The sequence below is a fragment of the Sphingobacterium alkalisoli genome (assembly GCF_005049105.1).
GTDB lineage: Bacteria > Bacteroidota > Bacteroidia > Sphingobacteriales > Sphingobacteriaceae > Sphingobacterium > Sphingobacterium alkalisoli.
Genome location: NZ_SUKA01000001.1, coordinates 713,248 through 736,679, shown reverse-complemented (window position 1 = coordinate 736,679; position 23,432 = coordinate 713,248). Strand labels below are relative to the sequence as shown.

Genomic DNA, 23,432 nt, shown 5'->3' with positions numbered 1-23,432 from the left:
AAACTAAACATTTACTTCATGACATTAAAACACCAAAGAATATCTACTAACCAAATAGATTTTATTACTTTTGATAAACTAAACATATGACATGGCAAAGGTAGAAACGAATCTTATTCACATCGGCGAAGAATTTAATAAAACAAATGCCGTAGTAGCTCCTATTTATCAATCGTCAACATATCTGGCAAGCGAAGATATAGACGCCTATATTACTGCCGCGACCGCGCCAAAATACCCGGAATTTTATCACCGTCATGGCAATCCGACGAATAGTCAAGTTGCTGCCATTGTTGCAAATTTGGAAAAAACAGCAGATGCTTTGGTTTTATCCACGGGTATGGCGGCCATCAGCACGGCTATCCTCGCACTTGTCAAGGCTGGAGATCATATCATTGCCCAGCATGCGCATTATTCGGGAACCACCTTGTTCTTCAAGCAATTCTTAATCGACTATGGCATCGAAATCACACATGTTGACCAAAAGGATATCAATGCGTTCGAAGCAGCCATACAATCGAACACCAAACTTATTTATTTAGAAACACCATCCAATCCAAATTTAGATATTACGGACCTTGAGCTATTGGGAAGATTAGGAAAAGAAAAAGGTATCACGACTATGGTGGATAATACATTTGCTTCCCCCATAAATCAGGTGCCCAGTGAATTTGGTATCGACGTCGTTATTCATAGTGCCACAAAGTATCTGGGCGGACATTCTGATTTAACCGCAGGCATCGTATGTGGTTCCAAAGAATATATTGAGAAAGTCTGGAGCCGTTCCCTAGTATTGGGCGCCACGTTAAGTCCATTTGACTCTTGGCTGCTGTTAAGAGGTTTAAAAACCCTTTCGCTTCGGGTTAGACAGATTAACGAGAACGCACAACAATTAGCGGAGTGGCTGGAAAGAAATGCCGCTATCCAGCATGTCGCCTATGTCGGGTTACCTTCACATCCACAGCATGAGCTGGCAAAGAAACAGATGAAAGGTTTCACAGGAATGATGTGTATAGAAGTGGTAGGACAAAGTGAAGAAAATGCCTTTCAAAATGCCCAAAGAATACTCAACAACCTAAAAATATTTACGAATGCAGCGAGCTTGGGAGGGGTTGAATCTCTGGTTGTCCATCCGGCAAGCATGTGGGGCTCGCATCATTCAGCGGAACAAAAACAAACCTCCGGTATTACAAAAGGAATGCTTCGGATTTCAGTAGGTATTGAACACATTGACGACCTGATCGCAGATTTCGATCAGGCAATCCGTATGATTTAGCATAAGTAAAAGGCTCCTTACGGAGCCTCTTACTTATTATTTCTTTACCGAAAAGCTATAGATTGTTTTCGTCTTGTACGTATCTCCCGGTTTTAACACCGTTGATGGAAAATTGGGTTGATTAGGGGAATCCGGAAAATGCTGCGTCTCCAAACATAGTCCCGTTCTAAAATCATCCTTTTTACCATTTTTCAATGTTACCTTACCTGCCATGAAGTTACCGCTATAAAATTGAATACCTGGCTCAGCCGTATAAATATCCATTACAATTCCAGACTGATCCCCCGTTAAAGTCGCCGCATGGTTCAATCCATCCACTTTTGTTCCATTTAGCACCCAATTGTGATCATATCCTTTCCCAAAGGTCAACTGCTCATTCTCTACATTTATATCCTGACCTATCGTTTTGGGTTGGGTAAAATCAAAAGGTGTACCTTTTACCGGCGCCAACTCTCCGGTAGGAATCAAACCACCATCCACAGGTGTGTACTTATCCGCTAAAATTTGAAGTTGATGATCGAGGATCGTTCCACTTCCTTCTCCGTTCAGGTTAAAATAAGCATGATTGGTTAAGTTTACCACGGTTTCTTTATCAGTCGTTGCTATATAATCAATTTCCAAACCTGTATTCCGTAACCCATAAGTAACTTTGATGTCCAGATTTCCAGGAAATCCTTCGTTACCGTCGGGCAGGGTGTAAGCAAATTGGATTGTACTATCATTCAGCTGCTGCCCTTCCCATGCCTGAAAATGAGTTCCCTTTAAACCGCCATGTAATGTGTGTCCATTGTTATTTTGTGGCAAGGTATATTCTGTACCACTGAGCTTGAATTTACCGTTGGCAATACGATTACCAAACGGACCTACAATAGCGCCATAATATGCTTCTGCGGGATTATTATATTCCGTTGCCGTGTTAAATCCCAAACTGACGTCCACTGTTGCCCCATTTTTATCGGGTACATTCAGCGATACCAAACGCGCACCATAATTTGTAAATGATGCCGACAGACCTGACTGACTTTTGATCGTGTACAGATCTATCTTTTTGCCATCAATTTCAGCAGCAAAAGAATGGGAAGTATCTACTCCAGTATGGGAGGTTGAATCTTGCGAAGAAGAACTGTTGGTTGACGATTGGCACGAAACGAATGCCAGTGATAGCACACCAAGTCCAAGTAATGAAAATTTTGTCATATTTGTTTATAATTAAGTTATATTAATATTCTATTTCAGAAGTTGTGAGCCTCCATCCGCTTTCACAAATATTGGATCCAATTCGAGGTTAAACTTCGTCTTATAAGCCGGAGCTATTGCATCAGCAAGTTGCTGTCCAAAACCTTTTTTCACGATATTGATCGTGCAACCGCCAAAGCCACCTCCCATCATCCGTGCACCTACTACTTCGGGAATATCCTTTACAAAATCCACTAAAAAATCCAACTCTTCGCAGCTCACTTCATATTCGTCACTCAAAGCAGCATGCGCTAAAAACAACTGCTTACCAAGCTCTTCAATATCACCTTTTTTCAATGCTTCGCAAGCTTTATCCAAGCGTATATTCTCCTCTACCACATACTTACATTTCGTATACGTGTCCATGTCACGATCTTTTACCAACTCGTCTAACATATCGACCGTAATATCACGAAGGCTATTTACATCCGAGTGCTTCTCCTTTACCCAAGCAACCCCTTGCTCGCACAACTCTCTTCTTTTGTTATAGGCCGACGAGGCCAAGGAATGTTTAACATTCGTGTTTAGCAACACAATTTCATACGCTCCAAGCTCCAAGGGGACATATTCATATTCCAATGTGCGGCAGTCGAGTCGAAGTACATGCCCCTCCTTGCTTAATACCGAAGCAAATTGATCCATGATACCACATTTTACACCGGCATACGTGTGTTCAGCCAATTGGCCTATTTTCGCGATATCTACCCTTTTTAAGCCAAATGAAAACAGTTCATTCAATGTGAATCCAGTTGCGCATTCTACTGCCGCTGAGGAAGACAACCCTGCACCTAAAGGCACATCCCCATCCAGATAAAGATTAAAGCCACTGAGCGGAAGATCTAATTTCTGTAACTGATCTACTACCCCTAAAATGTAATTTGGCCAACCTTTATCGGTTATAGCAAGATCTGCTAAATCTATCGAATACTTTTCGTTAAAATCCTCCGCATACAGATGTATTTCCTGATCTTCGCGCTTTCCTACTGCGACATAAATCGCCTTATCAATGGCTGTGGGCAATACGAATCCTTCATTGTAATCGGTGTGCTCACCAATAATATTGATCCGTCCTGGTGATTTAGCCAGCAAATCGGGTTCCGATCCAAATATCTCTTTGTATCTATTCTTAAGTACTGAAGTCTCTATCATCTATTTTCTCTTGTAATGTGTAGTCGATTGTTTTCTTAATACATCCGCAGCAAATTCGGGTGTAATATCACGCTGTGGATTCGCCAACATCTCGTAGCCAACCATAAATTTTTTAACCGAAGCAGATCGCAGCAGCGGTGGATAAAAATGCATATGCCAATGCCATTCCTGTTGATCGCCCGAATTTACAGGTGCTTGGTGCATTCCCGCAGAATAAGGGAAAGACGTTTGGAAGATATTGTCATATCGAATGGTCAATTCTTGAAGTGTCTTTGCTAGATCTTCTTTTTCCTCCTCTGTAAATGAAAGGATATTAGTCACATGGCGTTTGCTGATCACCAATGTCTCGTATGGCCAAGAAGCCCAGAAAGGAACCAACGCCACGAAATGTGCATTATCTACAATAATCCGCTCCTGTTTTACCAGCTCGATTTCTACATATGCACTTAATAGGGATTTGGCATTCGCTTTATAATAATTTGAAAATTGCAACGCTTCCTTTTCAATCTCGACAGGAAGGCTACTTTGCGCCCATATCTGACCATGCGGATGGGGGTTGCTGCATCCCATTATTGCACCTTTATTTTCGAATATCTGAATATATTTGATCCATTCTTTATTTGACAATTCCTGAAATTCCTGCTGCCAAAGATCCACGACAGCCTTTATTGCAGGTAAATCCATTTCTGGCAGTGTTAAATCATGCCGCGGAGTAAACGAAATGACTTTGCAAATGCCCCGTTCAGTTTCGGCCTTTAATAAGTCTCCTTCATTGTATGTTCCGTCCGAAGACTCCGCCAATAATGCAGAAAAATCATTGACAAACACAAAGCTTTCTTTATAATCAGGATTTTGTGTACCGTCTGCACGAGAGTTTCCAGGGCATAAATAACACTTCGGATCATATTCGGGCCTATTATCTGCAGGTAAATCCTCCACTTGTCCTTGCCAGGGTCGTTTACTTCGATGCGGTGAAACCAGTATTTTTTCTCCTGTCAACAAATTAATCCGAGTATGTGGTTGGTCTAAAAATGAAAGCATATACTTATATAAAATAAAAGGTTTAGATGCTAAAAATAAGTGTTTTCTATTAATTATCAAAGTGTATTTTTTACACTAGTACTGAATATATATAAATTGACCAGTTATGGTCCTTTTTTGAACGGAAGAATCTACTTACAACAGAGAGGGTGCATACCATTTATATGCAAATCGCTTCTATTGCCTAGAAAAGTAAATTTATCTAAGTTTGTAGGACAAATAGGAATCATGACGAAATTATCGGTAAACATTAACAAAATAGCCACTCTTCGTAATTCGCGGGGTGGCAATACACCAAATGTATTGACGACGGCTTTAGCATGCGAACGGTTCGGTGCTGAAGGCATTACCGTACACCCTCGACCTGACGAAAGACACATTCGCTATCAAGATGTATACGATCTCAAAGCCCATATTACGACAGAGTTTAATATTGAGGGGAATTGTCAAGAGCAAAAATTTGTAGACCTCGTGCTCGCTAACAAACCAACGCAGGTTACCTTGGTACCTGATGCATTAGGTCAGATTACCTCAAATCACGGATGGGATACCATCAGAAATCGAGCATACCTTGCCGATATGGTCAGCCTGTTCCACGACCAGGGTATCCGGGTCTCGATTTTTGTAGATCCAGACGAAGAAATGGTAGAGGCGGCCGCTGAAACAGGAACGGATCGAATTGAATTGTACACAGAAGCCTATGCTGCGGAATATGGATTTGACAAGGAGAAGGCAATTAACCCTTATTTTAAAGCTGCTTTAAAGGCTCGCGAGGTGGGGCTGGGACTGAATGCAGGCCACGATCTGGATTTAAATAACCTAGCATACTTTAACCAACACATTCCCGATCTCCTAGAGGTGAGCATAGGACACGCACTCATCGCCGATGCATTGTACTTAGGACTGGAAGAAACCATTAAACGATATTTAGCTGCATTAAAGTATTAAGATGTGAGAAATGAGATGTGAGAAATAAGAGTTTGATACTGATCAATTGCCTCGGGATCATTGTCGTCCCGAAAAGACACCTAACTCCCAGTTTCTAACTCCTTGAAGACTGCCACCTCGCACCTCTTCGCCTGTCTATCGCAGACAGGCAATACCGAAAAAGTAGTAACGTCATCGCGAGGAGGTATGAAACACCTTCATTTCTTAGATTCGCGATGACGAGAATATTCTGCTAGAGTATCTTAATGAATACCTCTAAAAATCCGGTTCCAACGTATTTTGGATAAGAAGGTACCATCTTTATCCCAACTTAGCCAAGTAAATAATGCTTTACCGACAACGTGATCTTCGGGCACGAATCCAAATTCTCTTGAATCCAGGGAATTGTCCCTATTATCACCCATCATCCAGTAATAATTCATTTTTATGGTATAGCTATCTGCCTTGGCACCATTAAGATAGACACCATCCGCTCTTTGTTCCAATGTATTCCCTTCGTAAACGGTAATCAGCCGTTTATATAAAGGAAAGGTTTGCGTATTTAATTTAACCACGTCTCCTTTTTTAGGAACTGTCAGCGGTCCAAAATTATGAAAATTCCATCCATATTCGGTTGCATGGGGGAAAGATGATTCTGCATTTTCAAAGGGAATGACCTGCTTTACATTCGTCCAAGATTGTACGTCTTTTATTTCCTCATCGGTCACATATAAAACGTAAGGTTCAACCATACCTTGCACGTAGTCATACCTTTTATCGATAAGACGTTGTGGATTAAGCCCTGTCCCATCCGTATAAATCAAATACGCTTTTTGAACATCAGAGGATCCAAATCCCGGTTTGCCATTTACGATCAATTGCCCTTTCTGCATTTCGACAACATCACCTGAAATAGCCACGGCCCGTTTAATATAATTCTCCCGTTTATCGACAGGTCGATTAAATGGCGCATCGGCCTCCATGGGGTAATTGAAAACGACAACATCATTGCGCTCGATTGCTTCAAAACCAGGCAGACGTTTGTATGGAATATGAATAAGCTCCGAATAAGCTTTACCACCCGTAACTGGCATAGTATGGTGCGCAAACGGAAAAGCAAGTGGTGTATTCGGGATCCGCGGGCCATAGTTGAGTTTACTTACAAAAAGAAAATCTCCTACTAATAGGGATCGTTCCATGGATCCGGTTGGAATCATATAAGCTTCAATCAAAAAGCCCCTTATTAGAGAAGCAGCTACCGTAGCGAAAATAATGGCATCGGCCCATTCGCGAGCAACAGATTTTTTATACGCATATTTTTTCTTAAACTCTTCCGTATTCGGCTGTCCCAAATATTTAACGTTGGGATCCCTTCCCCACATCGGTAACACAATAAAAGGTACGAGTACCGCAGCGGCATTTTCCCAAAAACGCTTTTTACCGAAAGCTTTGATCAGATCTAAATATAATCCATAAAAAATGAAGATATTAACAATAGGAATCAGTAATAAGATTACCCACCAAGTTGGTCGGGCAACAAGTTGAGCCATTACATACTCCCTGTAAAAAGGAACAATCGCCTCCCATCCTTGCTTTCCTGCCTTCTTGAAAAGCAACCATAGACCGTATAAAGCGACTATTGTTAAAACCCCAAAAATAATATACCACATATAAATAATAAGTAAAAAGTCAAAACCGAGCCCGCGAGCTCATTAAAAATTATTAAAAAATCAAAAATCCACTAACCCCTAATCACTAAGCCCTGTCACCAATTACCAGTCACCAATTACCAGTCACCAATTACTAGTCACCAATTACCAGTCACCAATTACTAGTCACTAATTACCAGTCACCAATTACCAGTCACTAATTACCAGTCACCAATTACCAGCTACCCCTGATTAAAGTCAAAAATCTCAGTTACCTGAAAGAAACCTTGTTTTCCTTGCAGCCATTCGGCAGCAATTACTGCCCCTAATGCAAACCCATCCCTATTGTGCGCGGTGTGTTTGAATTCAATCTGATCGACTTCAGAACTATACAAAACCGTATGTGTCCCAGGGACTTCCTCTATTCGATGACTTTCGATCAATAGTTCATCCGATTTCGCAATTATCTCTTCCCCTTCACCAACCACATCATTCACCCACATATTCTTCGTAGAACTATTTTCTAATATTCCCTCCGCTATCGTGATTGCTGTACCGCTAGGTGCATCCAGTTTATGAATATGGTGAATCTCTTCTACCTGCACATCGTATTGTTTATACGGATCAATAGCTTTGGCCAATAGTTTATTGATATGGAAGAAAATATTTACACCGATACTGAAATTAGATCCATATAGCAATGCACGATTAGATTCGAGACAAGTTTCTTTTACCTCTTGCAGATGTTCATACCATCCTGTTGTACCTACTACGAGCGGCAAATTTGCCTCAAAACATAGACTTATATTTTCTAGTGCGGCGTGCGGCGTACTGAAATCAATCGCGACATCTGCTCCGTTCAAATCTTCCAACTCGATAGTGGATCGGTTATTTTCATCCACGATAAGTACGACTTCGTGACCCCGCTTCATGGCAAACTTTTCAATCAGTTGCCCCATTTTGCCATATCCTAATAAGACTATCTTCATTTTTTTAATTCTAACACCGCTAATATACTAATCCTTAAGTTATTCTACTAACTAACTATCGAATGTTAAAGGTTAATTTTACACCAGGTACAAATTGGTTCTTAAGGGGAGATTGATAACCCAAATAACCCGAGGGCATAAAGGTCGGTGATACTTTTACACTCAAATTATCCCCCATATTATATCTATTTTTCAGCATAGAATTCACATAGGCTTCCACCACATTCAGTCCCCAAAACCCTACCGTAGCCAATATCGTTAAATCTCGGTTACGGCGTGCGTTGTCTTTCGATTGGATAAGGTATTCTAAAGAGAGTCGTTCTAAATCCGGATCGCTAACTGCATTGTTATTATTAATTCGATACGTTGCCTCGTCCAAAAACTTTCGATAATACCATTGCCAATAATCAAACGTGAAGTACGCTCCTGCAAAACCCCCATAAATAATCGGAATCTTAATCCACCATAACCCACCATTGGTATATTGGCCCCAACCGGGTAATATTAAGGAACGTTTCCAAGCTACCCGCGACAACTCTTCGATGGCTAGACGGGTAGAATCTTTAAGAATATCTTTATAATAAAACTTAGCACGTTCCTTCTCTGCCTTTTCCCTCGCCCTTCTCTCCTGTCTAGTCTCTTTCTTAACCGTATCCTGCGCAACGGAGTCCACGGCCGTAACCACTGAATCCATTTTATTTGCCACAGAATCCACCGATTGCGCCACTGCAGAAAAGCAGGTGCAACCTAATAAAAAAAGAAAAAAACAGATTTTATACATTACCAATCTAACAATTCTAAGATGCGGCTCAAATCATCCTCCGAATCAAATGGAATTTCTATTGCACCTTTACCTCTGGTATTTTTCAAATTCAAACGTACGCGCGTCGAAAATTTGGAAGCTAAATCATCTTCAATCTTTTGATATTGAAAGTCCAACTGCGTCCCTACATTTTGATTCTTTTTGGGTTTTGTCTGTTGCTGTATATTACGCACCAATATTTCGGTCATCCGTACAGATAGTCCCTTATCGATGATCTCCTGGAAAACGAACAGTTGTTTATCCACTTCCCCGACGTTGATTAAGGCACGGGCATGTCCCATGGAAATCTGTCCGTCACGTATACCAGCTTGTATAGCTGGGGGTAATTTCAACAGGCGCAGATAATTTGTCACTGTAGAACGGTTTTTACTCACCCGGTCACCCAGTTCTTCCTGCTTTAGATTACATTCTTCAATCATGCGCTGAAAACTCAACGCTACTTCGATGGCATTCAGGTTTTCACGTTGAATGTTCTCAATCAGTGCCATTTCCAGCATCTGCTGGTCGTTGGCAGTACGAACATAAGCTGGTACCTCGGTGATATCAGCAAGTTTTGAAGCCCGTAGTCTCCGCTCACCACTGATCAGCTGATATTGATTTTTGCTAACCTGACGTACGGTAATAGGTTGAATAAGTCCCTGTAACTTGATGGAATCTGCTAATTCCTGTAAGGCATCCTGATCAAAATCTGTTCTTGGCTGAAAAGGGTTTACAGCGATTTGTTCCACCTTAATAAAATTAATGCTTCCTGCTGCCGGCACCCCAGTTTTGGTATCTGTGGCTTCCCTTTGATCAGATTTCGGATTTATCACTCCCTCATCCTGCAATAATGCTCCTAATCCTTTTCCTAAACCTGTTTTTCGTTGTAATGCAGACATATTTATACTATCGCTTGTTCTTTATTTTCTTGTAATAAACCGTTTTTTTGTAAAATCTCGCGCGCCAGGTTCAAGTAATTGATGGCACCTTTACAGGATGCATCGTGCATGATTACGGAGATCCCATAACTAGGGGCTTCACTTAATCTTGTATTACGTTGTATAATAGTTTCAAAGACCAAGTCGTGAAAATGTGTTCTTACCTCCTCAACCACCTGATTGGAAAGACGAAGACGCACATCATACATGGTCAGTAAAATACCTTCGATTGCTAAATCTGTATTCAGACGGTTTTGTACTATTTTTATCGTGTTTAATAATTTACCCAATCCTTCTAATGCAAAATATTCACATTGAACCGGAATAATGACCGAGTCCGATGCGGTCAAGGCATTAATCGTGATCAATCCCAATGAAGGCGAACAGTCGATAATGATAAAATCATAGTCATCTTTTATCTGCAGGAGCATTTTTTTCATTTTATACTCCCGTTCATTCAGGTTGATCATTTCGATCTCGGCACCTACCAAGTCAATATGTGCAGGCAATAAATCCAAATTGGGCGTATCCGTACCGTGTATAGCTTCCCTCGGATCCAAATCATTCACCAAACATTCATATACACTTGCTTTAATAGCTCTTGGATCAAACCCAATACCTGAAGTCGAGTTTGCCTGGGGATCCGCATCTACCAACAATGTCTTGTACTCCAAAACCGCTAAACTAGCCGCCAGGTTAATAGAAGTTGTTGTTTTCCCTACACCACCTTTTTGATTTGCAATGGATATTATTTTTCCCATAAGATACTGAACCTTTACCTATTAAATGTACACTTCTCGTTCCCGCACCAAATTTACATTTCAATAACTTACCAAATGCTTAAATGATGTTAAAATTGCTATTTTTGAGAACATTTCTGAGCTTACAACTCAGCATGCTAAGATACGAAAAATAGATTTACCATTTACATCGTCATTCACTGAGAGACATAAATTACAAAAGCACAATGAATTTAATTATTTCGGGAACAAATAGATTGGGAAGCAACTCGTTAAAGGTGGCCAGATATTATCAAGAGCAGCTGCAGCGACGAGGAGAAGAATGGGAAATATTTTCGTTGAGCGACCTTCCTCACGACATCATTTATTCTGATCTATACGGAAAAAGAAGTGCTGATTTTGCGCCCATACAGGAGAAGGTTTCTGCAGCCCGTAAATTTATTTTTATTGTTCCTGAATATAATGGAAGTTATCCGGGTGTACTTAAGGTATTCATTGATGCCTGTGCGTTCCCAGCTTCATTCTACCATAAAAAGGCAGTCTTAGTGGGGGTAGCAACCGGAAAATACGGGAACATTCGTGGCGTTGACCATCTCACAGGCGTCTGTAATTATATGCGGATGCATGTTCTTCCCCTTAAAATTCATATCCCACATATCCAGAACGAGCTCAACAACAACAATGAATTTATTGACAACATTACTGTCAAATTTATTGATGAACAGCTAGAAGAAATTATTCGGTTCTAAAAACTTTGCACGCGTACACGTTCCAATATATTTTCCAGGGAATAATTCAGTAAGATATCGTGCATCGGATATTTCCCAAGGGTATCTTTCTTTTCTTCGTAAGCAAACATATCCCACTCACCATTATGGTACTCTAGCGCCGATAGGTTTTCAATCCAGTCGCCCGAATTCATGTATACACACGAACCTTTCTTCGTTACCACTGTCCGGATTTGCGGTTGATGGATATGTCCACATATTACATAATCGTATTCGCTTTCGATAGCCAGCTCCGATGCCGTCTGCTCAAAATCTGAAATAAATTTAACCGCCTTTTTCACCGAGTTTTTGATTCGCTTAGAAAGCGAATACTTCTCTTTTCCCATTCGAACAAGAACCCAATTTATCAGATTGTTCAATCCAATAAGACGGTCGTACCCCCAGCCACCCAACTTTGCCAACCATTTGGAATGTTGAATAGAAGCATCGAACACGTCACCATGAAAGATCCACGCCCGCTTATCACCTAGATGCAGTACTAATTTATCCACCAACTGGATATTGCCAAAATGTATATTCGAAAACTTACGTAGCATTTCATCATGGTTGCCCGTGATATAGATGATCTCACAACCTTGATATGCCATATCAAAGAGGTATTTAATCACTTTGAGATGATGATCAGGAAAATAGCTCTTTTTAAACTGCCAGATATCCATGATATCACCGTTCAAGACTAGCTTTGCGGGTTTGATGGAATACAAATAATGGAGTAATTCCTGCGCCCGACATCCATAGGTTCCGAGATGTACATCTGAAAGTATTACTAAATCGACTTCTCTCTTCATATTACAAAATAATAAAACAACTGTTAACTCATCATTTTCAGATAGTTAATTAATTGTCAATTTTTTTGGAATAGTTGGAGTAGCTTGTTTTTAATGAAGGTTTATTTTAATCATAGGGTTATGCCTTATAAAGAAAAAGAGCTTCCATACGGAAACTCTTTAATTACGTGGGGATTACTGGGTTCGAACCAGTGACCCCTACCTTGTCGAGGTAGTGCTCTAAACCAGCTGAGCTAAACCCCCTATTTTGAAAAAACATCCCTGATCTGCGGCCAGAAAAAAGCACCTAAGTGGATACTTAATGTGGTTCTTATGCAAGACCTACGGCAAAGGTAATATTTTATTTGTATTGTAATGTGCTAAAAATACATTTTCATTCTAAAGTCACTCTCAAAGGGTTTCTGAGAATAGTTGCCACTCTTTTTACTTCGTCAAACCACGTGCCGGCAGTGGTGAATCGACCAGCTTTGTCCCATGCGGCACCGCTATAATAGGTATAGGCTTCGCTATCCCTTACGGTGGTTTGAAAAAGAAATTGTGTAGGTTTACTAGAAATGAATTTTATTTTCTTCCTCGGAAGAATAAGAGCAATTCCCGTGTGGCCATTGTCGCCTACTATGGGCTCCCAATAAGCAAAAGTTCGCTTTTTTCCTGTTACCATAAATTCTGGTGATGTTTCATTTCTCTTGGCTACACCAACGACGATCGGCATTACTTGGGCATCCATATTGCTAAACGCAATGGTAATTTTGTTAAATTGTGACCCAGCGTCCAAAGAAATTGTCTTGCTGAGACTAATGTTGTTTCCGTTGATTCTTTCAGGATGGAACTTTAGGCGGAAAGTAGTGCGCAATGGCCCATTGTCTAAAATTTCGAACTCACGATAGTGCTTGGTGTATTGTAGCTCACTGTTGTAATAAAAGGCCATATCTCCTGCACCAAGTGTCTGACCAACGGCGTAATAATCCAATCCTTCGCCATGGTCTTTATGATAATTTTCTCCTTTATACCACTTGTTGATGATAAGGTCTTCTGTGCGTTTGGCCCAAAAGTCCATACCCTGTGCATCATCCGATCTACCTTCCAGTGCTTTTCCGTATAGCCTAAAAGCCACAACGTTATTTTCCCAAGCAAAATCATCGAACCGCTCTGGGATATACCGGGCATAAGTTTTGGATAGAAACATAGGAGGCTTTTCTGTTGAAACAAACAGTGTTAATGTACTTTTGGGGTTAACAACTACCTCTATCAATACATTTTGAGGAACATTACTTCCGCACATTTCCAACTGGTGTGGCAATATACTTCCTTCCATATCCTTAATCAAAAAAATACTATCCACTTTAAAGTGTCGAGTAAAGTTATCATACGGAATGCTGACCACCTCTTTTCGAATGTGTGGAGTTGTATTCTTGACTTTGAGCGAATTTTGCCCGTATCCCGACAATATAGTTAGGCTAACAAGAAACAAAAGGAAAACTTTTTTCATGTGTGACTTATTTAATTTACTTATCGATTCTAAACCAATCCATGTCCATCCAGGACCGTGGCGTTTTGTCCGTTTTATTCAGGATAAACATGCCGACCTTTGCGCCAATCCATTTTCCCTGTTTCGCTTGGAATGGTGCTCCAACAGAATCGAACTTCTTTCCGTCGGAACTATAGGAAAATTGACACATAGCACCGTCTTTTACGTCGACGCGAAAATATACGTCCGTCAGTTCCAAACGGGTCTGGTAGTTATACTTAACCTCCGTATTCAATTTTTTGGCCGGAATAGTTGCTAGCAATTTTTCTTCGCCTTTTTGTTCAGCGTCCTGACAGGCTGCTTGCACGATCGCATACCCACCCATTATCTTCCGCAATGCAATATAACTGTAATCCCACCCCATTATAATTAGGCCCGCTTGGTCACCTTCATTTTGCAGTACAGCAGTAAGTTTCAGTGTAGCGTTAAATTTTGGAGCAGGAAACTTTTGTAGCAACAGATTGGAAATGTCCCAAAAATTGGTATAGTCCTCTGGATAGTATTGTCCATACATCCGTAAATAGCCATTAACCGATGGGAATCCCCATCCTTGTTGAGGATTGGCGTGCCATTGCCATTGCAGTCCGAGTTTCGCTGTGTTAAATTCGTCGCTCTCCACCGGCGTCATTATGGAATATGTTTCCCCTACATCCGGCTTTCGGTAGGTCGTAACCGGTTCACCACAATAATCCTTATCATTTATACCCATAACCGGCCAACCATCTTTCCAATGAACCGGCTGCAGATGTGCCACACGTCCGTAAGGCCCTTTGTCTTGAAAATGAATAAACCACCATTCGTCCGTCTGCGTCTGTACAAGTCCACCTTGATGCGGACCGTTTATATCCGTCTTTCCCTGATCTAAAACCCGTTTTACTTCATAGGGGCCATACACATTCTTGGAACGCAGGGCGATCTGCCACCCCATAGCTACACCTCCCGCCGGAGCCAACAAGTAATAATACCCGTCCCTTTTGTAGAATTTCCCGCCTTCTATTGTATGGTTGATTCCATCGTTGCCATCAAAAATCAGGCTTTCCTCGCTGATAACCTTTGTGCCCTCTTCGTTCATTTCACATACGGTCATCACGCTGTTGAAATATGCTCTGCTACCTGCCCAGGCATGGGTGAGATATACCTTGCCATCGTCATCAAACAACGGGCTTGGGTCAATACGTCCTTTCCCGGGGAGAACCAAGATAGGATTATCCCATCGACCCAATATATCTTTTGTTTTCACGACGTAAATACCAAAATCAGGGTCTCCCCAATAGATCAAGTATTCACCCTTATGGTAACGGATGCATGGTGCCCATACGCCTTTGCCATGTTGAGGCTTCGCAAAAAAGCCTTCGGGGACACCCTCCAAGGTCAAATCACGAAGGGCGTAATTGACAATCGACCAATTAACCAGATCCTTCGAGTGTAAAATGGGTAAGCCCGGCACACTATTGAAACTGGATGCTGTCATATAATAATCGTCTCCAACAGATATCACATCGGGATCGGAGTAATCGGCATGCAAAATGGGATTCTTATAGGTACCATCTCCTTGATCGGCTACCCAGGTATTAGAAGCTTGCCCATAAGAATACATAGTTGTATTCAATAATCCAAAGAGGCATGCCATGCTCAACTTAATTATATTTGGTAATTTCATTTTTCAATCCATAATTTAATCTCCTACAGCTTGATTTCGCCGAAATCCGGGGCATCCAATTTAATCTTTTTACCTTTAGTATTACGTATGGTAATGGGGCTTTCCGCATTTACAAAATATTTACCGTTGCGGTATTCCACTACTGCATTGGTTGCCTGCTCACTTTCTATCCTCAATCCATAGGCTTCGATATGCGTTCCATTTCCTAAAAACAAGGTAAAATCACTCCCTTTTTCACGAATTATTCCATAAGTCGCCTCAACAGTCATTTTTTTATAATGGACTTTTTCTTCAACAACGGACGAAAAAATATAATCTACCTGACCATGTTTGCTTATTACTTCCAATCCTACAAAATCCGGAGAACTTCCTTCCACCTCAAATGACTGTATAGAGGTGATAGACCTTCCTTCTTCTTCGGTATAAGGTTCAAATATAGATACAAAAGGCCTGTTCCACGCTTCTCCGTGCTGTCGTGCAGCGATGGTTAGAAACGGAGATGATAGCACATCATAAGGTAATCCATGATTGGGTCTGAATGCTTTGGTAGGGGGAGCTTTGATTGAAAAAACTTCCCGGTTGGCATAACCTTTCATCCAGAGGTTCATGTACAAATGGTTGCTGTCCGGACGGCTCATTTTCCATTCCGTCTGGTAATCTTTATCTGTACGAGCCGAACGTTTGTCCCACATATAGTCGAGTGCAAACAAATGTCCGCCCGCAAAGGCCATTTCGTTATTGGGTTGCAGATCAAGTTCTTTGCCATGCATATCTTTGACAAAAAGTTCCTGACCAAGGTTGTGATAGAAATAATCATGGAATTTGTCGCCCTGACGTTGCTTTTTTGAACGGAAAATATCGACATAATACCCGCTACTTTCTCCGGTTCGAACAATTCCTAATGTACGTCTTTGATCGCTCCTGCTTTCCGGCTCCAGGAAATATACATCCGAATAGGTCATATCAGGATAGTATCCTTCTTTCTTGCCAGAAGCAGGATAGTGCCCCAGCAGATCAAATGGATGATTACTCAACATCTCCGGATACTTGGAAATCCCGTCTACCATGACGGTATTATGTGCCGGAAATTGTGAATAGTATTCCAAATAGGGCTTTTCAAAATAAGAAGACCCGATGCCAGATTCTGCTCCCAATACGTAACCTTTACCATATAACTCCATAGCAATACCATTGGAATGCGCATGATTCCCCAAAGAACCATATTGCGAAATCATCATCCCATTTTCGGGATCGGTAAATTTATTCCGCTGTACAAACCAACTGACAGTAGGCGCATAAAAAGTTTGGGTGATATAATCGCTCAGGCTTCCCTTAGATACATCTTTTCGGAGAGAAATCGGTGTACTGGAAAAGAATGAAGAAACCCGTGCAGGATATTTTCTAAGACTCACCGAACTGTCTTTCTGTTCTCCACTGAACAATTTATACATACGCGTATAATGTGCTTCATCTGTTGAATTGTTGTATTTCTGTGCCATACGAATCATATTATGCATCGACGAAGTATTGACGCTTCCATAATAAGAATCCCCGAATGCCGTGGTCTGACCGTTAGGAAAAAGATATTGTGGCAATACATCTACCGCTTTACGCATTACAGGCATATAAGGAAGTAGATTTTGATGGAACGTATGGTCATAGTGAACAATAAAATCCATGAATATGCTGGTTACACTTTGCGCATATCCCGGGCATTCGTTCCATATCCCGCTATTAAAGTCATAGCCGTATTCCATCAAGCGGGGAATGGCCCATTGACGGGGGGAATTACGATTAAAAATATAATCAATATAGTATTCTCTTCCCTTACCATCTTCGTAGCTTTTGTTGTCTTCCAATACCATCGCAACCGGCAAAATGAACTTATCGCCATGCAGGTTCCAGTTATTATGGGGGACACCATTTTTGATAGTGACATCGATCCATTTTTTGAAGGCGCTTTCAAATAGCACTATTTTATCGGCATGATGGGCTTGGATATACCCATGCAGAAAGTCGTAATATTCCGCCAGATCGGGAAGAACACCTTCCTGGATAACTTCAAAAGTAGTCATCGCTACCAACGTCTGCGCATGGCCATTCCCTAAATCTCTAGGCTCATTGCGATGGTACATACCCATCATGTATGTATTGAACACGTCATAAGCTAATTTTGCATACTTTTTTTCTCCTGTGGTCCAATACACAAATGCTGCATCCCGGCCGATCCGAATGATTTCATGATTGACGCTCTCTATCTGTGCTCCTGACACTGTTGCCTGATCTGCCCATTCTAATGGATTTCCGGCTTTGGCCGTATTATGGAAATAAACACCTTTCGTATCATCCATATACGGTATAATGTCTTCTAATTTTGGCCTTTTGATAGGTGAACCAACTCCCCGGGTACTGCCAAAGCGAACTGTGGGTACGGGAGCTTCACCATCGGCACGGACATATACACCACCATTGATATATACATTTGTAGCTTTACTTTTCCAGTACATCATCAATCGAGAGTACAGCCAATCCGGTTCGTCGGCAGTACGTTCTACATATACATCCACCCTATTCTTTATCCCTTCAAATATCTCTTTTGCCCATTTTTCTTGCTGAATTTTTTGTAATAGCGGTTCCTTCTCCGCGGGATTAGTCAATAACCGGGGTCTTGTCTGGGGCAATGTTTCGGGCAGCGGTATCTGCTGCGCATAGAGAAAACGTCCAATAGTTAATACCCCTATAAGTAAATAAAATCTTTTCATATCTGCTGAATTTCTTTTCTATTTCAAATCCCAATATACCACATAGCGTTGACGATGGATCTGATGGATAGGTTCTAATCGTACAATATCCTCTTCATTCGCTGTCGTAAAAGCCAATGGTTCGCCCGTTATCGGTTTGATGAATTTTGTCAGCTCTTTTCGGTCGAGTTGCAAAGAGGTCTTTAAGTCTGCCGGCACCTTGTAATCATAGGTATAGTAGTCGTTATATTCTGTAGGATCAGAGAAAGGTGCTAAGCCAGTCATCCCTTCGGTTCCCATCACACCTGCTAATACTAACGGTCCATACATAATGGCAGCTTTTTTCGGATCATCATTTGCTTCCGCGATATGTAGGTTCATCGGATAATTCACTTCGATCAGGTCACCATCTTTCCATACTCTCTCAATCGTCATGTAAGATGAAGGTGTTTGTTTTACCTTAATAGCTCTACCATTTACTTTTATGCTCACTGCTGAAGCCCAATATGGATAACGCAAATGAAGTTTCCATTTGGTATTCGAGGTCGAAGAGACCTTGAAATGTACCGTTTCTTCCGCTGGAAAATTCGTTTCTTGCGTTAGCTTCACGCCTTTTTCTTTCCAATGCAGTTCCGATGGGATAAACAGATTGACATACAAACCCTCATCATTTTTGTAGTATATGGCTTCACCATATTTGGCGTGGTTCTCAAAGCCCGTCCCCACACAACACCAAAAGGAATTCGCTGGCGTACTATATACTTTATGTGCGCCGGGCAATAAAGGCAAAAAGTAAGCTACCATACCTGATTCCGGATCTTGTTGCCCTAGAAGATGGTTATACAAGGCGCGTTCGTAATAATCGGCATACACCGGATTGGCATCCCAGGTAAATAGATGACGTGTCAATTTCAACATATTGTTGGTGTTACAGGTCTCTTGTGTATATCCCGTTAAGTTTTTAGAAATACTATCCGCATGGATAAATTTCTCTTTATGGCTGTTACCGCCCGTTGCATAGGTCTGGTGATTGACCACCGTGTTCCAAAAGAAACGAGCGATATTACGTGCTCGCGGGGTATTATGTAGTTCGTAGTTACGCGCTTCGCCGATAACTTTCGGAATAAAAGTATTTGCATGTTTGAAATAGAGATCTGCTTCTTCCGATGCCAAAGGGTCAATCACATCATTATGGTAGAAAAATTCAGCCAATTCTTTATGTTCGGCCGAACCTGTAATGGAATATAAATTGTAAAAAGCCTCGTTTACGCCACCAAACTCATTTCGAAGCATTAAAGCTCGTTGTTCTGTTGTCAATGGTTTTAATTTTTGATAAGCCCAAGATGCCGCTTTTTTCATTACCTCCAGCGCTTGTGCATTTTGAGCATACAAATACTGATCGATAAGCCCCGCATAAATCTTATGCAATGTATACCAAGGTGCCCAGACAGACTGTCCTGCGATATTACGGTTAATTAAATATTCGGGATAGGCACTGATATAGCCTTTTTGTCCTATATCTTCCAAAGCTATTTGCACCTCTGCCAAACCACCTACCAGACTATCTCCTTTTAATTTATAACGTTCGTCTCCGGTAGAAGCATATAAGTAGGATAGTGCCGATAGGATATGCCCGGTGCTGTGGCCTCTTAGATCACAATCCAAGGACTCCCATCCGCCCAATTTCTTCACCGTCATATAGCCCCCTTCCCGACTGGAGAAAACACCGGCTGTATTTCGAAAACTCTGTAATAGACTTGTAGCCTCTAATGATAGAATCCATTCGCTTTCACGTTCCATATTCTCACGGAAAATAGAGGGTAGTAAACGGACATCCTGCATATCAAAGCTATAGGCTTTAATTTCAGCTGTAACGTCTTTTGTGATTTTGCCATTATGCTGTCCCGGATAAATGGATTGTGCATTTGTTATTCCTCCTAATAACAATCCAAACCCAACTAATAAATGCTTCTTTTTTATAAACATATTTTTCACGATTTTTCACCTATTGCATTAAATTTAGTTGCAACATATTATCATTGAATATAAAAGCTACGTTCTGCAGGAGATACGCTTTGCATGCTATCCTTTAAACCATACTGCCAAGCCACAACCGTTACCTTGACCGGGAACTTTGCGCGTGGTGGAAGCTTCGTAAAAACCAATTTATTTCCTTCTATCTTGGCGGGTCCTTCTTTTACGTAATAAGAAACATCCAAACCCTTATCGCTGGTCGCGTTCAATTCTACCTGTTCCGTTCCATGTCTAACGTCCGACAAGCCTGGAAACAGAATATATTGCCTTTCTCCTTTATCCAGCGGATAGGGAACCTTTATATTGATCTGTTGGACAACACTTTTAAAACGACTATCTTCTTCACTATGTGCAAGCAACCAGATATCGCCTGTTCGCCGCGGGTTATTCACTCCCATCCGATAAAAATCGAGTACAAAAGTGGCGTCGTTCAATTGCTTCACCGGACCGCTAATTTTTGATATCCAGATTTTTTCTTTTAGAGAAGAATTGATCATCGGCTGGGTACGCGACGAATCAGTCAACATAGCGGCTATATTAAACGTAAGATTTTCTTGTAATTCCACGTTTGCCGTATATTGTGCATGCGATGATGCTTCAAACCGTACCAGTCTTCCATTTAGGGAGAATGTTATGTATCGCATTTCCTTGTCCGGAAATTCTTTATAATAGTTTTCTGTCGCTTCTGCCACTTCCTGATCAAAATACCAGAAAGCATCATGTTCATTTCCTTGGTATAGAGAGAAAGGAGTTGCTTTTGCACGATTTTTAAAATTGGAAGTCCAGCGTTCAGCCAGCCACCCGTCTTTAGGATTTATTTTTGTCAACTCTACAGGCTTGTCCAAGGGTTGATTTTCCGGCAAGCGATATTTTGCGGCTTTTCGCAGGAAAAGGGAAATATAATCTACGACTTTGTCTGACACATCAAAATGTCCCTGTCCCCTATCATACAGAAATGAAATACAGCTTTCGGGGTACACCATGCGGAACGCCAGTGCCGGATTTACACGGGCTTCCCACCATTCGTATTCGCCTTCTATCATCAAGCCCGGTATACCATCAATATTCCGTGTTCTTCCCCATTCCAGATTCTCCCTTCCGTATCCGGTCAGATTAGTACGGGGCGCATCACCTTTATAGGAAACCACCGCCAATGTACGCTCTGAGTTCCACGCTGCAAAATTCCAGGGGAAAGTAGCCATCGCTGAATGTCCTAATGGAACAATCGGTGCATGCTTTATTTCCGTGTAACCACTGACATCAGCTAAATCCTCCAGCATATTGTCGAAAACATCCTGACAACCAGTCGCTGTGTTCCATTGATAATCGATGCCCGGTGAAACCCAAACGATAGCAAATCCAAGTTCCGACATCGTTTTGCGAAAGTTGACATGCTCAAAGAGGGTTTCTTCACACATGTTCTGCTGGCTAAACACTATTGCCCTTATCTGGTTACAATCTTCTGGAATCCACAAAAATGCCGTCGGATTACTTTGCGTTTCATCGGATACATATCCCTTTAAAGCTACAGACCACTGCCACACCACCGTTTCTTGAGCATGTGTTGTAAAACACAGCAACATCAGTACATAGAGGAGTTGGAAGCCTGAATTTCTTTTTATAGTCTTCTTCATTACGTAGTCAAGGAATAAACTGAATATTTTCGACATGCTCTCCGATAAAGATGCGAGCCATATCACCTGTCTTATACCATTTTGGCTTATCCGCCATATCATCGGTAATCAGCGTTCCATTAATCCTCAAGTTTTGGAACGTAATATTTTTGATTTTCCGCTCCTCATTGTAGCCAGCAATTATAGATATTTCATCTCCGGTACCATTGTAGAAAATATCCTTAAACAGGATATTTTCAATGGATTGGCCCGGTGCGGGGCAGTACTTCTCGTTGAAGAAAATACGGACATTAACGAGCTGACCTTGCCGGAAATCCTCGATACGAATATTCTCAAATGTCACATTACGTATGATATTATTGTCGCCTGCATTGATGGCTAAGCAACCCTGGTAATCCAGTTGCACTTCTTTGTGATCCAGAATATCTATGTTGCGGTAAATCAGGTTTTCGATCGTATCCGGTCTGTCTGCATTGCCGTGAATTCCGATGAAAATCGGGTGTGCGACATCAGCCCACAGGGTAGAGTTTTCCATTGTGATATTTCTAGCCCCGCCTTTAAAGTCTTTCCGTGTAGCATAGACCGTCGTACAATCGTCCGAATTACGGCAAAAAACCCGGTCATAATGTACATTGCTGCTTGCAAAGACATTCAACCCATCACCCCAACCGTAGTAGCTAATGCTCTTCACGTTTCGGATGGTCACATTTTTCGATCCACCTGTGGCACATTGCGTCACGAATAGATCTTCTACCAATACATTTTCGGATCTCGCAATATGAATACCCATTTTCACGGTATGTTCAACCATACCTCTGCCGATGATCTTCACATTCTTAGCATTATGCACCAGGAGTTGCCCCCTTAATACGGCACCTCCATCAACATATACGGTACTGTTTGATGGTACGTCTAATTTACCTCCTTCAAATTCATGGATTCCCGGTCCGAAATAGATCACGTCCTTTTTATTTTTATCTGGTCTATCCGTCATCAAGGGATTGGCAAAAAGATGCAGGTTATGGAAGATGTCATCGTTGATCTCTACCGAAAGATTAGCCACGTCTTTTAACCTGAATGTTAGCGTATTTCCGGCGATTTTCGGGGTAACCCCATAAGAAAGAGGCCTGATACGTGCCTTATGGATATCTCCCTTGGTATAAATCACCGAAATTTCAACTTCACCCGAAAAGTCAAAAAAAGCCATCGACGCATTTTCTACGTGGTGCTGTGTATTCCGAACCTCATCCACTTTAACCAAATAACTTGGAATGCCTTTCCAAGAGCCATTCGGGTTTTTAACTTTCACCACAAAATCATCATTCAACAAAGCCCCTTGTGGAGCATCGTAGACCACCAACTTATCTTCTTCTTTACCGTAAGAAACAAGGGTCAAACCAAACAAAAGGTATATTACAAATAAAAAATCTCTCATTATTCTATATTTTAAGTATCTATCCAAATTAATATCCTGTTAACAGTTTGTGGTAAACACATCTTTTCGTTGTGAAA

At 41.3% G+C, this 23,432-nt stretch carries 18 protein-coding genes and 1 tRNA gene; 3 read left to right on the top strand and 16 right to left on the bottom strand.

The features are described 5' to 3' along the window. Window positions 1-91 precede the first annotated feature (91 nt). Window positions 92-1,276 carry a trans-sulfuration enzyme family protein gene (locus FAZ19_RS02705; RefSeq protein WP_136819053.1) on the top strand — a complete coding sequence of 395 codons (1,185 nt, stop codon included), beginning with the start codon at window positions 92-94 and terminating at the stop codon, window positions 1,274-1,276. Window positions 1,277-1,312: 36 nt separating this feature from the next. On the opposite strand, the gene FAZ19_RS02700 is transcribed toward FAZ19_RS02705, so the two are convergent. Genes FAZ19_RS02700 through FAZ19_RS02690 form a run of 3 tightly spaced genes read right to left on the bottom strand, consistent with a single transcriptional unit; the run spans window position 1,313 to window position 4,702 of the window. Next, window positions 1,313-2,473 (bottom strand): aldose epimerase family protein, encoded by a 1,161-nt coding sequence (locus tag FAZ19_RS02700; RefSeq protein ID WP_136819052.1) that lies wholly within the window; start codon window positions 2,471-2,473, stop codon window positions 1,313-1,315. Window positions 2,474-2,503: 30 nt separating this feature from the next. Further along, a complete protein-coding gene (galK, locus tag FAZ19_RS02695; protein WP_136819051.1) occupies window positions 2,504-3,661 on the bottom strand; it encodes a galactokinase in 1,158 nt (385 codons plus the stop codon). Further along, a complete protein-coding gene (locus tag FAZ19_RS02690) occupies window positions 3,662-4,702 on the bottom strand; it encodes a UDP-glucose--hexose-1-phosphate uridylyltransferase (RefSeq protein WP_136819050.1) in 1,041 nt (346 codons plus the stop codon). A 228-nt stretch (window positions 4,703-4,930) separates the two neighbouring features. Between FAZ19_RS02690 and FAZ19_RS02685 the strand changes: the two genes are divergently transcribed. Beyond that, on the top strand, window positions 4,931-5,650 hold the full coding sequence (locus FAZ19_RS02685; protein ID WP_136819049.1) for a pyridoxine 5'-phosphate synthase: 720 nt from the start codon (window positions 4,931-4,933) through the stop codon (window positions 5,648-5,650). A gap of 242 nt (window positions 5,651-5,892) precedes the next feature. Here FAZ19_RS02685 and lepB read toward each other — a convergent pair whose 3' ends face one another. From lepB to FAZ19_RS02660, 5 genes are all read right to left on the bottom strand, one after another. Beyond that, the gene (gene lepB, locus FAZ19_RS02680; protein WP_136819048.1) at window positions 5,893-7,299 is read right to left on the bottom strand and encodes a signal peptidase I; all 1,407 of its coding nucleotides are present in this window, start codon (window positions 7,297-7,299) and stop codon (window positions 5,893-5,895) included. Between the two features lie 221 nt (window positions 7,300-7,520). Next, entirely contained in the window at window positions 7,521-8,267 is a 747-nt protein-coding gene (gene dapB / locus FAZ19_RS02675; protein WP_136819047.1) for a 4-hydroxy-tetrahydrodipicolinate reductase, read from the bottom strand. 55 nt (window positions 8,268-8,322) lie between these two features. Next, entirely contained in the window at window positions 8,323-8,961 is a 639-nt protein-coding gene (locus FAZ19_RS02670) for a DUF5683 domain-containing protein (protein ID WP_136819046.1), read from the bottom strand. 86 nt (window positions 8,962-9,047) lie between these two features. Beyond that, complete coding sequence (locus FAZ19_RS02665) at window positions 9,048-9,968, bottom strand: ParB/RepB/Spo0J family partition protein (RefSeq protein ID WP_136819045.1); 921 nt, start codon at window positions 9,966-9,968, stop codon at window positions 9,048-9,050. 2 nt (window positions 9,969-9,970) lie between these two features. Then, window positions 9,971-10,768 (bottom strand): ParA family protein, encoded by a 798-nt coding sequence (locus tag FAZ19_RS02660; RefSeq protein ID WP_136819044.1) that lies wholly within the window; start codon window positions 10,766-10,768, stop codon window positions 9,971-9,973. 206 nt (window positions 10,769-10,974) lie between these two features. Here FAZ19_RS02660 and FAZ19_RS02655 point away from each other — a divergent pair, with 206 nt between their 5' ends. Then, window positions 10,975-11,496 (top strand): NADPH-dependent FMN reductase, encoded by a 522-nt coding sequence (locus tag FAZ19_RS02655; RefSeq protein WP_136819043.1) that lies wholly within the window; start codon window positions 10,975-10,977, stop codon window positions 11,494-11,496. Here FAZ19_RS02655 and FAZ19_RS02650 read toward each other — a convergent pair. The 8 genes from FAZ19_RS02650 to FAZ19_RS02615 all read right to left on the bottom strand — a co-directional run bounded on the left by FAZ19_RS02650 (window position 11,493) and on the right by FAZ19_RS02615 (window position 23,355). Continuing rightward, entirely contained in the window at window positions 11,493-12,323 is an 831-nt protein-coding gene (locus FAZ19_RS02650; protein WP_136819042.1) for a UDP-2,3-diacylglucosamine diphosphatase, read from the bottom strand. The two genes, FAZ19_RS02655 and FAZ19_RS02650, sit on opposite strands and share 4 nt — an antisense overlap. 168 nt (window positions 12,324-12,491) lie before the next feature. Continuing rightward, window positions 12,492-12,566 (bottom strand) — tRNA-Val (locus FAZ19_RS02645). A 130-nt stretch (window positions 12,567-12,696) separates the two neighbouring features. Further along, window positions 12,697-13,812: a DUF4861 family protein gene (locus tag FAZ19_RS02640; protein ID WP_136819041.1), complete on the bottom strand. Its 1,116-nt coding sequence runs from the start codon at window positions 13,810-13,812 to the stop codon at window positions 12,697-12,699. A 16-nt stretch (window positions 13,813-13,828) separates the two neighbouring features. After that, the gene (locus FAZ19_RS02635) at window positions 13,829-15,511 is read right to left on the bottom strand and encodes a glycoside hydrolase family 43 protein (protein WP_229707280.1); all 1,683 of its coding nucleotides are present in this window, start codon (window positions 15,509-15,511) and stop codon (window positions 13,829-13,831) included. 23 nt (window positions 15,512-15,534) lie between these two features. After that, window positions 15,535-18,273 (bottom strand): hypothetical protein, encoded by a 2,739-nt coding sequence (locus tag FAZ19_RS02630; RefSeq protein ID WP_136819040.1) that lies wholly within the window; start codon window positions 18,271-18,273, stop codon window positions 15,535-15,537. A gap of 18 nt (window positions 18,274-18,291) precedes the next feature. After that, entirely contained in the window at window positions 18,292-20,238 is a 1,947-nt protein-coding gene (locus FAZ19_RS02625) for a glycoside hydrolase family 127 protein (RefSeq protein WP_136819039.1), read from the bottom strand. 50 nt (window positions 20,239-20,288) lie between these two features. Next, complete coding sequence (locus FAZ19_RS02620; RefSeq protein WP_136819038.1) at window positions 20,289-21,920, bottom strand: hypothetical protein; 1,632 nt, start codon at window positions 21,918-21,920, stop codon at window positions 20,289-20,291. A 7-nt stretch (window positions 21,921-21,927) separates the two neighbouring features. Continuing rightward, window positions 21,928-23,355, bottom strand: a complete 1,428-nt coding sequence (locus FAZ19_RS02615; protein WP_136819037.1) for a glycosyl hydrolase family 28 protein — start codon at window positions 23,353-23,355, stop codon at window positions 21,928-21,930. Window positions 23,356-23,432 lie beyond the last annotated feature (77 nt).